General features: G+C 55.8%; 10 protein-coding genes. 2 read left to right on the plus strand and 8 right to left on the minus strand.

Annotated elements, in window-relative coordinates; genetic code table 11:
* Window positions 1–524 precede the first annotated feature (524 nt).
* The 7 genes from TY09_RS00555 to TY09_RS00585 all read right to left on the minus strand — a co-directional run bounded on the left by TY09_RS00555 (window position 525) and on the right by TY09_RS00585 (window position 9195).
* Complete coding sequence (locus tag TY09_RS00555; RefSeq protein ID WP_042429982.1) at window positions 525–2897, minus strand: PEP/pyruvate-binding domain-containing protein; 2373 nt, start codon at window positions 2895–2897, stop codon at window positions 525–527.
* A gap of 16 nt (window positions 2898–2913) precedes the next feature.
* Window positions 2914–3537: a TetR/AcrR family transcriptional regulator gene (locus TY09_RS00560; RefSeq protein WP_042429983.1), complete on the minus strand. Its 624-nt coding sequence runs from the start codon at window positions 3535–3537 to the stop codon at window positions 2914–2916.
* A gap of 131 nt (window positions 3538–3668) precedes the next feature.
* The gene (nagA, locus tag TY09_RS00565; RefSeq protein ID WP_042429985.1) at window positions 3669–4835 is read right to left on the minus strand and encodes an N-acetylglucosamine-6-phosphate deacetylase; all 1167 of its coding nucleotides are present in this window, start codon (window positions 4833–4835) and stop codon (window positions 3669–3671) included.
* A 14-nt stretch (window positions 4836–4849) separates the two neighbouring features.
* Complete coding sequence (locus tag TY09_RS00570) at window positions 4850–6142, minus strand: alpha-L-fucosidase (protein WP_042429987.1); 1293 nt, start codon at window positions 6140–6142, stop codon at window positions 4850–4852.
* Entirely contained in the window at window positions 6139–6900 is a 762-nt protein-coding gene (gene nagB, locus TY09_RS00575) for a glucosamine-6-phosphate deaminase (RefSeq protein ID WP_042429990.1), read from the minus strand. Before nagB ends, TY09_RS00570 begins: the two co-directional genes overlap by 4 nt.
* Before the next feature lie 31 nt (window positions 6901–6931).
* Complete coding sequence (locus tag TY09_RS00580; protein ID WP_042430134.1) at window positions 6932–7891, minus strand: ROK family protein; 960 nt, start codon at window positions 7889–7891, stop codon at window positions 6932–6934.
* Between the two features lie 131 nt (window positions 7892–8022).
* Window positions 8023–9195 (minus strand): ROK family transcriptional regulator, encoded by a 1173-nt coding sequence (locus TY09_RS00585; RefSeq protein ID WP_242841409.1) that lies wholly within the window; start codon window positions 9193–9195, stop codon window positions 8023–8025.
* A gap of 354 nt (window positions 9196–9549) precedes the next feature.
* Between TY09_RS00585 and TY09_RS00590 the strand changes: the two genes are divergently transcribed.
* Both TY09_RS00590 and TY09_RS00595 read left to right on the plus strand, forming a co-directional pair.
* Window positions 9550–10296 carry a copper homeostasis protein CutC gene (locus tag TY09_RS00590; protein ID WP_042429997.1) on the plus strand — a complete coding sequence of 249 codons (747 nt, stop codon included), beginning with the start codon at window positions 9550–9552 and terminating at the stop codon, window positions 10294–10296.
* Window positions 10297–10325: 29 nt separating this feature from the next.
* Complete coding sequence (locus TY09_RS00595; RefSeq protein ID WP_042430000.1) at window positions 10326–12857, plus strand: transglutaminase domain-containing protein; 2532 nt, start codon at window positions 10326–10328, stop codon at window positions 12855–12857.
* A 131-nt stretch (window positions 12858–12988) separates the two neighbouring features.
* On the opposite strand, the gene TY09_RS00600 is transcribed toward TY09_RS00595, so the two are convergent.
* On the minus strand, window positions 12989–14431 hold the full coding sequence (locus TY09_RS00600) for a leucyl aminopeptidase family protein (protein WP_042430003.1): 1443 nt from the start codon (window positions 14429–14431) through the stop codon (window positions 12989–12991).
* Between the last annotated feature and the right edge of the window lie 35 nt (window positions 14432–14466).

Genomic DNA, 14466 nt, shown 5'->3' on the forward strand with positions numbered 1-14466 from the left:
TCCATGCCCAACCGGCCGGGCAGGATGTTTTCAAACCCATGCGAAGAAAAACACATTCGCAGCCGCAAAAGAAAGCTCTTTAAAGAGAACACGGGCCGCAGAATATCGAAAATTGCAGCCCGGGCCTCCAGCATGGCGCAATAATCTTTTTGGCAGATTTCACCTACATTGCCGACCCGTATCGTGCGCTCAATCTCGGACTGCGATGCACTAAAATTCAGCAAAAAACTTATTTTTTGCAATAAAAACCGCAATACGCGTCGTTCTTTCTCTTATCGAGGAAATCCGCAAGATCGAAAAAGAGAGAATCAATATAGTTGGCCAACCACGCAAGCCAACGGTACGCCGCATCCACCACATTGTGATAAAGCCGCCGCACCATAATATCTGCCCGAATGACATTATCCTCCATGATGCCGTAAAGAGGACCAACCGTGTTTCATCTCATGCATGGGACAAAAGAAAAAGAACTGCCGGCACTCTCCGCACACTTGCGGAAAGATCCGGCAAGTTCTTTCTCTTATTCAGGGACAGTCACGAGGCAAAATGCGCACAATCCCCTGACCGCCGTCAACAAGGACTTTGTCTCCGGTCTTAAGCAGCGCGGTCGCGTTGCCGCAGCCAACAACCGCGGGGATGCCAAGCTCTCTTGCGACAATGGCGGCATGGGACAAAGGCGCCCCAATGTCGGTCACGATTGCCGCGACTCTGGGAAAAAGAGGGGTCCAGCCGATATTCGTGGTTGACGCCACTAATATTTCACCCGTTTTCAGGCTTTCCCCCTCCTCAGGGCCGTTCAAAACACGCACAATGCCTTCCACCCGGCCCGCCGCGCCGGCAAAGCCCTTTAGCGCTTCGGAGTCTTGCGCGCCTTCGAGCGTTAAAGAGGGATCGTAATAGTCCGCTCTTCGGTTGGGATCCTGCATCCACTGAAACGGATTCAATCTGCCGCGGATAATGGACGGCAGCGCAGGCAACGATTGATATTTTTCAAAAGTCCGGCGTCTGGCCGGAATATGCTGCAGCGCCGCTTTCTCCCCGGAAAGCAAATTCAAAACCTCATCCAGGTAAAGGAAAAAAACATCGTCTCCAATTCCCGTGAGTTCCCCCGCTTTCTTCGCAAAAGCGCGGTTCACCCGGAAAACTCTGGTCCATTCGGAACGGAAAGCCTCTCTGAGACGGCTGCCTTCCGAAGCTTCTGCAATCAGCCGGTTCATCTTTTTCGCTTTTTCCGGAGCCTGCTTCTCCAGTTTTTGGAAAGCGCTTTCAAAGCGGGCGTGCTGCTTCTTTAACAGTTCTTCCGTATCCACACCCGACTCCTGAAACTCTTTGATCTGCTTTTCGAGCCAGGTATCATCCTCCGCAGGGTCGGGGATGGACAGCTCGAATTCATGAGGGCCCCGGTGGCCGTACTTCATTTGGTACTCTTCCCGGCTCATTTCCCCTCTGACAATTTTTGAGATACCGACGACCGGGCCGAGACTTTCCAGCCCGCCACTTCCTCTTAAATTTGACAGCAGTGCAGTCGCGTCTTCCTGATTCAGAATTTTCGGAAGCTGCTGATTGAGTTTGAATAATGCCATCAGTTTTTTTCTCGGAGCAAAGCGGTTCACCCAAAAAGCTTTGCAGTTGCGCGGCCAAAGCTCTTCTTTCCACAGGTTCAGCAATTCTTTGCCCGTCTCCGCTCCCCGAACGCGCTCTCTCATTCCCCTGCACCAGTCGGACGCATCTTTCAGATAGCCCGGCGCCGCCTTCATGGCCTCTCTCGATTTTTTCGAGGTCTTTCTGATACCCGGCAGCATTGCTTTCACCAATTTCAGCCCCGAATACGGGTAGATGGGGATCTCCATTTTCTCAGGCATTGCTCCGAATACTTCGTTCATCTTTTTCAGCGCAGGCTGATAATCCTTACCGAAAGCCGGATAGATGGACAGCGCCAGACTGATATTCGAGTACATTCTTCCACAGACGTTGCCGGAAAATAAATAATATCCGGGAATCACCGTTTGTTCCTCATCAATAGCCCGCAGGACGGACCAGCTAAGCGGCGTAAAAACATCGGCCATCGCTTCCCCCACGTTGGTATTGCTCCAGAGGTAATCTCCGTCCAGGGTATCGTTCCATTCATAGGTGTCCGGGTTGCCGGTTTTCAGGGTCGTAATGGGCCTTGCCTGAAGGAGATACAGCTTTCCCTCGGCAACAGCCCATTCAATATCCTGCTGGCCGCCCAGTTCCTCCACAAGCCTGGAGGCATATTGATACAGCTTTGCGGCATAGCGCCGAAAATTCTCCGGCCCCTCATAGCTGCCCTTTGGCCTCGTCAGCTGAAAAGGATACGCGTTCGCCTCTCCCGATACCAACTGCTCCCCCAGACCATAGACAAAATTGCCCGCCATGCTTTTGTGGCTGCCGGTGATCGGGTCGGCCGTAAACAAGACCCCCGAAATATCAGAGGGAACCATGAGCATGATGACAATGGAGATCTGATGGGATTGTTCCATTCCCTGAACGGAACTGTACGCCTTTACCCTTTTAGACTCTCTTGACCGAAAAACCGTGTCGATTGCTTTCCGGATTTCCTCGTCCGTCTTCACGTTCAGAACGGTTTCAAATTCCCCGGCAAAAGAGACCTGCGCCGAATCCTCACTCAAAGCGGAGGATCTTACCGCAAACAACGCTCCTGCATGGTTTTTTCGGATGGCATTCAGATGTGCCCTGATCTCATCCCAGGCCGCATCATCCAATTGGTTCCGCTCAAATGCGGATGAAAGCACTACAAAACCTTCCGGCACCGGGTACCCCGCCTGAAACAGTTTTGCGAGCGTGCCGCCCTTCCCCCCTGCAAACGCCTGCAGCTCCGGGGGCAAGTCTTTAAAATGTCTGACCGTATTTTTCATGATTTTCCCCTCCTCTTTACCGATAAAAACAGGTTCTTAGCAGTTCAAAATAAAGATCCATTTCTGATAATATTTCATTAAAATGGAGTTCGGTGACAGAATGCGCCTTCAGCTTTGCCTGTTCTTTCGCCGCAAAGCCTTCCATCGACCAAATGATGATATTCACGGCTCTTTCGATGTCCGTTCCCTCTTTGAATTGAGTGATATCAAAACCGCTGAGTACCTTACGGTAGCCATCGGTAATGTAGTCCGCATTCCGGGACTCCAGATCATGTTTTATTTCATCACAGTTTTCCGCGTTGGCGGTTTGAATGAAGTGCAGCATATCGGGGTGCTTTTCGATCAGCATGAATTCAATCAATAAAACCTGCCGCAGCCTTTTCAAAAGATCTGTTTCCTCTAAATCGATTTTATCGAAGAACCCCTTCATAACCGTCTCTAAGGTATAATCATATAAAAACAGAAATAAATCCTTTTTACTGTTAAAATAATGGAACAGCGCACCTTTTGAAATTTCAGCTTCCCGAACGATGTTGTCCGTCGCCGCTTTTTTATACCCTTTTTCCCCAAACTCCCGAAGTGCCGCGTTTAAGATTCTCTGCTGCTTTTCGGGCTTCAGGCTTTGAAATTTTGAAAACATAAATCGATCCTCCATTTTAATGAAGTGAACACAAAACAAAATTGACTATTCTGGTCAATTGGCATTTTAACGCAATTGACCAGAATAGTCAATACTTATTTTCAGATTATTTTATTGGACGCGGGATTTTTTCAGTCACCCACTGAAACGGCACCGACAGGCGGCGCTTCATAAGCGACTTTTCCGCGGACAACAACCAGCCGCAGATTCAGCGCTTCGTTCAGAACGGTAAAATCCGCCCGTTTTCCTTCCCGGATCGAGCCGATCTCGCCGTCCATTCCAATTGCGGCGGCGGGGTTGATCGTAGCCGACCGCACAATCTGCCGAAGCGGAATGCCAAACCGCACCAGGTTTTTGATTTCGTCCAGCAGGTTTGTCGTAGAACCCGCAATCGTTCCGTCCGCCAGGCGGGCCTCTCCATTTTTGAGAAAAACCTTCTGCCCTCCCAGCTCCGATTCCCCGTCCGGCAGGCCCGCCGCACGCATGGAATCACTGACGATGATGCTCCGCTTCTCCCCCAGCAGACGGAAGGCCGTGCGCAGCACCGCCGGATGGAGATGCAGCCCGTCGCAGATCAGCTCCGCGCGGACATCCGGGGAATCGAACACAGCCCCGACAATCCCCGGCTGCCGATGGTGAAAGCCTGTCATCGCGTTGAACAGATGCGTCGCGTGGGTGATCCCCCACTGGAAGCCCTGCATCGCCGTATCGTAGTCCGCTTCAGAATGGGCAACGGACACCGTACAGAACTCAGAGGCCCGGGTGATAAGATCGCGGGCATTTTCGCATTCCGGGGCAACGTCCACCAAGCGAATGGCACCGCCGCAGCCATGATACAGCCGCAGGAATTCCGCAAAATCCGGCAAACGGAGCGCATCGCCCCGCTGTGCGCCCTTTTTCCCCGCGGAGAGATAGGGCCCTTCCATGTGCGCGCCGAGAACGGCCGCGCCCTGCGGCGGGCGATCCATACAATCCCGAACAGCGGAAAGCGCGGCGGCGATCTGTTCAGAGCTGCCCGTCATGGTGGTCGGGCAGAAGACGGTCACTCCCTTTTTCACCAGATGCGCGGCCATGCGCTCGATGGCGTCCCGCGTACCGTCGAAGGTATCCGCCCCCGCGCAGCCGTGGATATGGATATCCACAAGACCCGGGAGGATCACGCACCCGCTCAGGTCGATACTGTGCCCGGTCCCGGGCAGTTCGGGGCCGATCCGCGCAATTTTCTCCCCGTCTGTCTCAACATCGGCCCGTATGACCTCAAAGCTGTCGTTAAAGAGCTTTGCATTTTTTAAAATCAAGCTGATTCCCTCCTTTACAAAAGGCTTTCGCCTTTTTCCAGTTCCAGCACAACAACGGTATCGCTTTCGTCCGGCAAAGGGCTGCTGGGCAGATTCAGAAACGCATCCGAGTCATTGTCCGGCTGGTTCCACGGCCGGGCGACGCTGACCTCCGATCCATCGCACAGAAGGCGCGCCGAACGGATTCTGCCCGCCATTCCCGGCAGAATTACCGGGCCAATTCCCCTGTCGAAAATATGCGCATACAGCCGATCCCGGCCCTGAGTAAATCTTCCCCACTCCGGCTTTTCGTACTCCGCTGCGCGGCAGCCGGTAATGCTTTCTCCGTTTTTCCGCATCCACGCTCCGACTCTGCGGAGAATGTCGGCGGCGGGCTCCGGGATCACACCCTGTGCGTCCGGGCCCACGTTCACAATCAGGTTTCCGTTTTTGCTGACGCATTCCACGAGCGCGCGGATGATTTCCTTTGGCTGCTTGTAATTCCGATCCGCCGCGCAGTAGCCCCAGTGATCGTTCAGGGTAACACACGCTTCCCATGGAATCGGGCTGCCGTTTTCATCCGTCATCCCCTTTGGGGGCAGGTACTGCTCCGGCGAAACGAAATCGCCGTACTGCAGGGTGGGGTGGATCGAGCCGGTGTGCCCGCCCATGCGGTCGTTGAGCACGATATCCGGCTGGAGCGAGCGAATCATCCGGATCAATTCCGTCGCGCCCCACTTCTCGCCCGTCATGTCGTTGATAGAATCCTGATAGGAAAAATCAAACCACATCAAATCTATTTTCCCATAATTCGTCAGCAGCTCGCGCACCTGCCCGTGAAAGTACCGCAGATAATTCGAAAAATCCTGCGGGATTCCGCGGTACACTTCCTCATCCCGCATCGGGTGCTGTTTATCGCCGTAGGCAGGGTAATCCGGATGATGCCAGTCAAGCAGGGAGTAATACAGCCCCACCCGGATGCCTTCCGCTCGGAACGCCTCTACATATTCGCGGATCAAATCGCGCCCGGCGGGGGTGTTTGTGGATTTGAAATCGGTTAGCTTGGAATCGAACAGGCAGAATCCATCGTGGTGCTTCGCGGTCATCACCGCGTACCGCATGCCGCATTCTTTCGCAAGCTTTGCCCATTCCCGCGGGCAGTATTCCCTGGGGTTGAACTGCTCGAAATACCGGCGGTACTCCTCGGCGGTGATCCGCTCGTTGCTCTGCACCCACTCGCCGCGCGCGGGAATCGAGTACAGCCCGAAATGGAGGAACAGGCCGAAGCGGTCGTTTAAAAATCCCGTCAGCCGATCTGGTGCCGTCACAGCACTTCCTCCTTCTGCCCGTTCCACAACCCAACCGAAAAACTCAGCGCCTCCTCATCCGCCACAACGGTGACGTCCGGATGGAACTGCAGAATCGACGCCGGCACCCGCGGTGTGACCGGGCCAAACAGCGCCTCTTTCAGAATAGCCGCCTTGTGTCTGCCGCTGACCACCAGCAGGATTCTTTTCGCCTGCATGATCGCACCGATCCCCATCGTAAACGCTGTGCGCGGTACCTCGTCGATGCTGCGGAACTGGCGGGCGTTCGCCGCGATCGTCCTTTCGCTGAGGCGCACCTTGTGCGTGTGCCGGTCAAAGGAATCGTTCGGCTCGTTAAAGCCGATGTGCCCAGTCATCCCAAGGCCGAGAAGCTGCAGGTCGATCCCGCCCAGCGCGGAGATCAACTCGTCGTAGCGCCGGCATTCCGCTTGTGCGTCCGCAGCCATTCCGTCGGGAATATGTACGTTTTCCGGCCGGATATTGATGTGGCTGAACAGGTTCTTTCTCATGTATTCCCGGTAGCTGTTTGGGTCCTCGGCGGAAAGCCCGCAGTATTCATCCAGATTGACGCTGCGAACCCCGGAAAAATCGAGTTCCCCCGTTTTATACCGGCAAAGAAGTTCCCGGTAGATGCCAAGCGGCGTAGCGCCTGTTGCAAGCCCCAGCACACTCTGCGGAAACAGGGTCACCTGCGCCGCCAGAATGTTTGCCGCTTTGCGGCTCATCTCTTCATAATTGGATGTTTGCAGAATTTTCAAGGCTACTGTCCCTCCGTTTGCTGATGTTCTGTTACGGTTCCTGCTCCCCTGTCAGCGCCGCGCCGATGATTCCGGCGTCGTTGCCGAGCTTTGCGAGGCAGAGCAGCGTTTTATTCCCCACATTCATCGGGTTTGCTTCTTTGTCCACATATTCCGTCAGGGGCCGCAGCAGGGCTTCCCCCTCGCCGCTGACCCCTCCGCCGATGCACAGGATATCCGGCTGAAAAATATTGATGCAGTTGACAAGCCCGCATCCCAAATGCGCGATATACCGATCTACAACCGCTTTCCCCAAAGGATCCCCCGCGCGCATCGCGGTAAAGGCCATCCGGCTGTTTACGTTTTCCAGATTTCCATCCGCGAGCTGCCACAAAAGGGAATCCCGGCTGCCCTCGCGCATCATCTCTCTTGTCGTAAGGATCAGCCCGGTTGCGGAAGCATAGGTTTCCCAGCAGCCGCACCGCCCGCAGGGGCACGGGCGGCCGCCAAACGCGATAACCGTGTGCCCGAATTCCCCGCCGGCCGAGTTGCTTGCCGCATAGATTTTTCCGCCGATGAGAATGCCGCTGCCGATTCCCGTTCCCAGCGTGATGGCGATGGCGTTTTTCGCCCCTTTCAGCACACCGGCGCGGTATTCCCCATACGCCGCCGCATTCGCGTCGTTCTCAACACGGACGGGTTTTCCCGTCTGCCGTTCCATCAGCTCCCGCAGATGGACATCTTTAAAGTTCAGGTTGCTCGAAAACCGTACGATTCCGGAATCCCGCTCTACTGTACCGGGCGTCCCGACGCCGATCCCGCAAACATCCTGCTCCGAAACACCGGCCTTTTCCATCGCTTCGCCGGCGGCCTCGGCCATCTGCCGGCAAATCCCTTCCGGGCCGAGCAAAACCTGTGTCTTTCGGCTGGCCTTCGCAATCAGCCGGGCGTCGCTATCGACAACGCCCGCCGCGATGTTTGTGCCTCCAAGATCGATTCCAAGATAATACATCGCATCCACCTTTTCCACAGGACAAACGGCGCTTTTCTCCCAGAAAACTCTTTTCGGTCACCGCCATTGGCCCCGGCTGTTTATTTGTTCAGGGGCATCGCGCCCCGCTCCCCGGCTCGCCGGGGAAATGCCTACAAAATCTCGTCGAGCAGCCGATAGGCGGCAAGCGTGCCTGCCCCTACCAAAGTGCCGTCCGAATCGAAATCAGAGGCTTTTAAATCAAAGGAACTCAGCACATAATCGCTGATCTCCCTTTTGTAATTTTTCAGAATCAGGTCCCTCAGTGTACTGTACTCTTCAATGAGCCTTCCGCACAGGATGATGACATCCGGAGCGTATGTGTTCGCCAGAATGCTGATGGCGATCGAAACGTATTCCAGAACCCGGTTCATCAGATTGATCGCCCAGGGTTCCCCGTTCGCGTTCGCCTCAAGCAGGCCCTGCATCGTGATGTCTTCGCGCACGGTTCTGGCCTCCCGCAGGATCGCCCAGTCGGCAATGTAGGTTTGAAGACATCCTCTGCGCCCGCATTCGCACATATTTCCCCCGGGGCTGACGCAGATATGCCCGATTTCACCGGCCATATTCAGCTTGCCGCGGTACAGCTCGTGGCAGAATACGGCCGCCGAACCGACACCGGAACCGATGCTCAGCACAATGCTGCGCTCATAATCCCTGCCGGCCCCAAACAGGTCTTCAGCCACCGCGCGGGCTTTGACCTCGTTTTCAATAAAGATATTCCGAATTCCGGTCTGCTTTTGCAGCGCCGGAAGAATCTCTACATTTTTCCATTTCAGCTGCGACGAAAAGCGGATCACCCCGTCCGCAATCAGCCCCGGGCACGCGATGCCGACAAAAGGTTCCACAGACAGGTCTGCATTTTCGGAAAGAATTCTGCCGATCAAAGTACCGATAAGAGTGATCACCTCCCCGGGCGGACAGGCGCTCAGATCCTTTCTGTGCTGAATCTGCCGCAGAACCCGGCCGTGAAGGTTGATAATGCCGACATTGATGCCGTCGCGGTGCATCTCGACCCCGACGCATAAGAAAACAGTGGAAGAAACCCGAAGCCGTTTCGCCCTGCGGCCCGGCCCCGCATCCGGTTCATCCCCATTTTCTTCCGCCACAATTCCGAGTTTTTCCAGTTCCTCTATGATCCGCCCGACCGACATCTGGCTCATGCGGCTCTGCGCAGCAATCTGCTGCCGCGAAACGGAGCCGCCGCGCAGAATAATGGAAAAAACCAGACGTTGGTTCAGCCGTTTCATAATAAATTTATCCAGCTTGCCGCTCGTGTTTGCCATCGATTCGCCTTTCTCTCCATTGGAAATCATACCATCAATCCACTGTTTTATCTGCTACCCAAACAGGCAGATGATTTTTATCTTTTCATTATTAACATCATGTGATTGAAATCAAGTGATTTCAGAAATTAAATTCCTTTATTAGAAATTTATTTCCGTTTTTTCGATAGAATCATTATGATTTACTTCCAATTTACTATACTTATGTTAATAATTTCGTTATAGCAGATATGGGCGGTAAAGTCAACCAAAAAGGAAAGATCGGGCGAAAAAGCGGGCCGTACCGTTTTCGCTTCCCGAACTGTGGGGACGGTACTGTTCCATTCATAACAAGACGGAAAGGATGGATATTCCATGCCCAAACTAATCGTAGAAGCCTGCTGCGGCTCTGCAGACGACGTGATTGAGGCGCAGAAAGCGGGCGCACACCGCGTGGAGCTGAACTCCAACCTCTCTTTGGGCGGGCTGACTCCCTCCCTCGGCACGTTGAAGGCTGCAAAGGCAGAGACGGGGCTTCCCATCATGGCGATGGTTCGCCCGCGGGAGTCCGCTTTTCTTTACACCGCCGCCGAATTTCGCACTGCACTGCTGGACGCGGAGGCGCTGCTGGCAAACGGCGCAGACGGAATCGTATTCGGCTTTCTGAACTCAGACGGCACGGTCGATGCAGGCCGCTGCCGGGAGATGTTGCGCCTTGCGGGCAAAAGCCAGACCGTATTTCACCGCGCCATCGATGTCGTGCCCGACTGGCGGGCGGCAGTTGATCTGCTCTGCGAGCTTGGCGTAACAAGGATTCTGACCAGCGGGCAGCGCGCATCCGTCTTTGACGGAGCGGCCACGGTGGCCGAGATGATCCGCTACGCGCACGGCAGAATCGAAATCCTGCCCGGGGGTGGGATTCGCACGCACAACGTGCGGGAAATCGTCTCCAAAACCGGCTGTACCCAAATTCACATTTCCCCTCATCGGGTTTGCCTTGATCCCTCCGCTTTGGGGAACCCAGAAATCCATTTCGGCCTGCCCGGCTCGCATGAGGACCGCTACCAAATCCTTGATGCGGATGAATTTGAAAAGATGCGCAGCCTTGCCTGCGCGGACTGAACGAATCGGAAGGAAAAGAGGAAAAATCCATGCTGAATCAAGCGGAGCAAGCTTTTATCGAGCAGGCGTTTCATCAGGCAACCCAGCGGATGGGAAAGAGAGCGGACGCCTTTTTAGGGCCGATGGAAACTCTGAGCGGAGACGAACTCTTCTGCATGAAGTTTCTGGCCGCGTCGCTGCCTGCCAGCGATATCGCAAGCTATGACAGCACTCTGCTGCTGAAATTTGTGCGGCACGCGCTGTTCCTGCGAGAAAACACACCGTGGGGAAAGCAGATTCCGGACGATTTGTTTTTGAACTACATACTGTCTTATCGCGTTAATAACGAGGCGATTGAATTCTGCCGGGAGGAATTTTACCGCGAGCTGCAAGAGAGAATCTCCGGAAAATCCATGGCCGAGGCCGCGCTGGAAATCAACTACTGGTGCTTTGAACAGGCGACCTACCGCCCGACAGATGACCGCACGGCCTCGCCCTCGACCGTAGTGCGCAGGTGCTTCGGACGCTGCGGGGAAGAATCGACCCTGGCTGTCACCGCCTTTCGCAGTGCCGGGATTCCCGCGCGGCAATGCTATGTACCGCGATGGTCGCACTGCGACGACAACCATGCCTGGGTGGAAATCTGGGTGGACGGGCGCTGGCATTATCTCGGTGCGTGCGAACCAGAACCTGTGCTGGACAAAGGCTGGTTCACCTACGCGGCCAGCAAGGCAATGCTGGTTCATTCCCGGGTGTTTTCACCCCTGCTTTCCGGCGGGGAAATCACGGGGCGCAGCGGCTGCGTAACGGAAATCAATCACTTGGCCTCCTATGCGGAAACAACACCCCTGACCGTTACGGTACTCGACGAGAACGGCCAGCCTGCCGCAAGCGCGCAGGTGCAGTTTCAGGTTCCGAACGGCGCAGAGCTTTACCCGATTGCCGCTCTTTCCACCGACGACAGCGGCCGGGTATTTTTCACGACCGGAAAAGGCTGCCTGATGGTGTTCGCAAGCCGCGGCAGCCTGTTTGGCTGGCAGCGGGCAGACCTGTGCTCCAGCGGCAGCGTGACTGTCACTCTGCGATCCGCCGATGATTTGCCAAAGGAATGGGAAGCCGACTTCTTCCCGCCGGAGGGGATGATCCGCCCGGAACCCTTACTGTCTGAAGAAACAGGCAGCGTCCATCAGGCAAAGCTGAATCAAGCCGCGGCCGCGCGGGAAAACAGATGTGCGGGCTATTTCGTCCGCAAAAAAGCGGAAGAAACAGCGCAGAGGTACCCCTTATTCCAGAATGAAGTCCTCGATTTTCTGCAAAAGGCAGGGGGCAACCGGCGGGAGGTAGAACGCTTTCTGCGCGATGGCGAACCGTCGGAACTGAAAGTCCGCATGCTTGAAACACTGAGCGAAAAGGATTTGGCCGACCTGAACGCCGATACGCTGCTCGAACACCTGCGCTATGCGGAGCCGTTTGAGCGGGAAACCGACGCCGAACTCTTCCGGCGTTATGTACTTTGCCCGCGGATTGAAAACGAACGGATCGTCCCCTACCGGGCATTTCTCACGGACTTTTTCAGCACCAAAACCAAAGAGGAATTCCGCCGCAGCCCCGCGCTGATTCAAAAAGCCATCGACGAGCAGATCGCCGACTGCGGCGATTGGGATTACAGCGCGCTTTCCGCTGACCCGCGCGGGCTGTTGCAAATGGGCTTTGGCTCCAAGCGCTCCAAAAACATTCTGTTTGTAGCCATTTGCCGCACGCTCGGCATCCCCGCGCGGCTTGATCCGGTCTTTGGTCAGCCCCAGTTTTACACCGGCTCCGTCTGGGCCGATCCCCGCCGAGGCCAGCCTGAAAACAGCGACAGCGCCGTGCTGCTGCTAAAGAGCGCGGGCGGTGAACCGCTCCGCTACGGCGAACATTTCACCGTGGCAAGGCTGTGCGGCGGCGTTTATCAAACGCTCCAATACGGCACGAACTGGAATGGCAAAGCGCTGCGGATGGAGCTTCCACCCGGCGAATACCGCATTCTGACCGCGAACCGGCAGATCGACGGCTCCGTTCTGCTGCGGGCAGAAACGGTGCGGCTTTCTGCAAACGAAACCGCAGAAAAAACCGTGCGCCTGCGCGAAAGCCAGATCGCCTCTCGTCTGCGGCACATGCCGATCGGGGAATATCTGCTCACGGCCCCAGATGGCGGGCACGTTCCGCTCAGTGCTCTCGCGGTGCAGGCTCCCACAACGATTCTTGCGGCACTGCAGCCCGGCGCCGAGCCAACCGAGCACCTGCTCAATGAGATGATCGAGCTTCGCGATTCCTACCGGGACAAAAACACGATCCTGATCGTTCCTTCCCCTGGCACGGACAATCCAACGCTTCGGCACACCCTGAAGGTAATCCCTTCGATTCGGCTGTTTACCTGCGATGAACGGGAATTCGAGGAACGGCTCTGCGCCGATTTACAGCTCGGTGACCGCAGGCTTCCGCTTGCCGCCGTACTGGAGAAGAGCATGCACGCAAGATTCGCCTTTTCCAATTACAATGTCGGCACGGCGGGGCTGCTTCTGCAAATCGCGGACTGCTGACAGCCGCATGCAACATATCAGAAAACCGGAAGGCAGTGTTTTCCGGTTTTTTTATACCCCGCTTTGCAAAGCAGTGGACGGACAGAACAAAACAACCGGCAAGTGGCGGCAGAATTCAAACGATACTAATTTCAGTTCTCGGCACCTGATTGCGCGCTGTTTCTGTGCGCCTCACCCCATCGCCTGCAAAAATGATAGATCGTCGTGACGCCCGCGCCCGTGGCCCCTTTGGATTGATATTCCCAGCGCGGCGGATCGGTCCAGGCGGTTCCGGCGATATCCAAGTGCATCCAGGGCAGCCCTTCGGCAAACCGGCGAATAAAAAGCCCCGCAGTAATGGTACCGCACCCGTCCGTGCTGACGTTGCTGACGTCGGAGAGCTTGCCGTCGATCATCCTTTCGTACTCAGGGAAAATCGGCAGCCGCCAGTACTGTTCATCCGAAAGCTCCGCCGCCCGCAGGAAATCAGCGCACATCTCCTCATCGTCACAGAGCAGACCGGCAGTAGTAAAGCCAAACATGCTGACAACGGCACCGGTCAGGGTCGCAATATCCAAAACAGCGGTGGCGTGCTCCCGGCGAATGGCGTAAGTCACCGCATCGGCCAGAACAAGACGCCCCTCTGCGTCGGTGTTGCCGATCTCGATTTTTTTACCGGACATTGAGCCGATGATGTCCCCGGGCAGAAAACTGCCGGGGGCAATGCGGTTTTCCGCCGCGGGAATCACCACCGTGGCGTTTACCCTGGCCCCGCTTTCGGCCAACGCGCACAAAGCGCAGAACACAGCGGCCGCGCCGGCCATATCCCCCTTGATCCCACCCATGGAGGAGGCGGGCTTCAGGCAGTAGCCGCCGGTGTCGCAGGTAATCCCCTTGCCGACCAGCGCGATCCGCTCCGAACTCTCCGGGTCGCCGTCATAGCGGGCAACGATCAAGCGCGGCGGCTGGGCGGCATCCTTTCCGACAGTCAAAAAGGCTTCCATGCCCAATTCCGCCGCTTGTTTTTCATCCAGCACAGACATGGAAAGGCCAACTTTTTGGCCAAGGCGGACCATTTCCTCCGCCATTGTCTGCGGGTAAAGCAGATTGGAGGGCGCGTTGACCAAATCGCGTGCGCGGCAGACCTGCTCTGCCAGCCGACGAGCCTCTTCCAGCTGCTCCTGCGCGTCCGTGATCTCTTCTGCCCCCTTGATGAAAAGCGCGGTTTCCCGCCGGGCCTTTTCCTCAAAATGCCAGCCGGGCAGCCGATACAGGGCAAGCAGAGCGCTTTCGGCAACCGCCCGCAGACTCCCTTCCCCCAACACACCCAGAATAAGAGAAACATCAATCCCAATGGAGGAAACCTCCATCTCTATAAGGGTGCTTACCCCCTTTGCGGCAGCGCGGCGCGCGCGTTTGCGGTCCAGCTCGGCGCGCTTTCCAAGTCCCATCAGCAAAACCGGTATTCCGCCGTCAAAGGTAATCCACTTGGAAAGGAATTCGCCTGTAAAGGGAACGTCTTCCTGCACTTTCCCCTCGCACGCAAAGCGAAGCTCGAACTGAACGGCTTCCCCGTTTGAAACACAGATATTCATTAGAAAATACTCCTTTTCAGACAAACGGGAACGCC

It is taken from the genome of Faecalispora jeddahensis (genome assembly GCF_000577335.1).
Lineage (GTDB): Bacteria > Bacillota > Clostridia > Oscillospirales > Acutalibacteraceae > Faecalispora > Faecalispora jeddahensis.

Excerpts from the sequence above, each read along its gene's own strand:
- TY09_RS00555 (WP_042429982.1), bottom strand. The coding sequence starts at position 2,897 with ATGAAAAATACGGTCAGACATTTTAAAGACTTGCCCCCGGAGCTGCAG.
- TY09_RS00585 (WP_242841409.1), bottom strand. The coding sequence starts at position 9,195 with ATGGCAAACACGAGCGGCAAGCTGGATAAATTTATTATGAAACGGCTG.
- TY09_RS00590 (WP_042429997.1), top strand. The coding sequence starts at position 9,550 with ATGCCCAAACTAATCGTAGAAGCCTGCTGCGGCTCTGCAGACGACGTG.
- TY09_RS00560 (WP_042429983.1), bottom strand. The coding sequence starts at position 3,537 with ATGTTTTCAAAATTTCAAAGCCTGAAGCCCGAAAAGCAGCAGAGAATC.
- TY09_RS00600 (WP_042430003.1), bottom strand. The coding sequence starts at position 14,431 with ATGAATATCTGTGTTTCAAACGGGGAAGCCGTTCAGTTCGAGCTTCGC.
- TY09_RS00595 (WP_042430000.1), top strand. The coding sequence starts at position 10,326 with ATGCTGAATCAAGCGGAGCAAGCTTTTATCGAGCAGGCGTTTCATCAG.
- TY09_RS00580 (WP_042430134.1), bottom strand. The coding sequence starts at position 7,891 with ATGTATTATCTTGGAATCGATCTTGGAGGCACAAACATCGCGGCGGGC.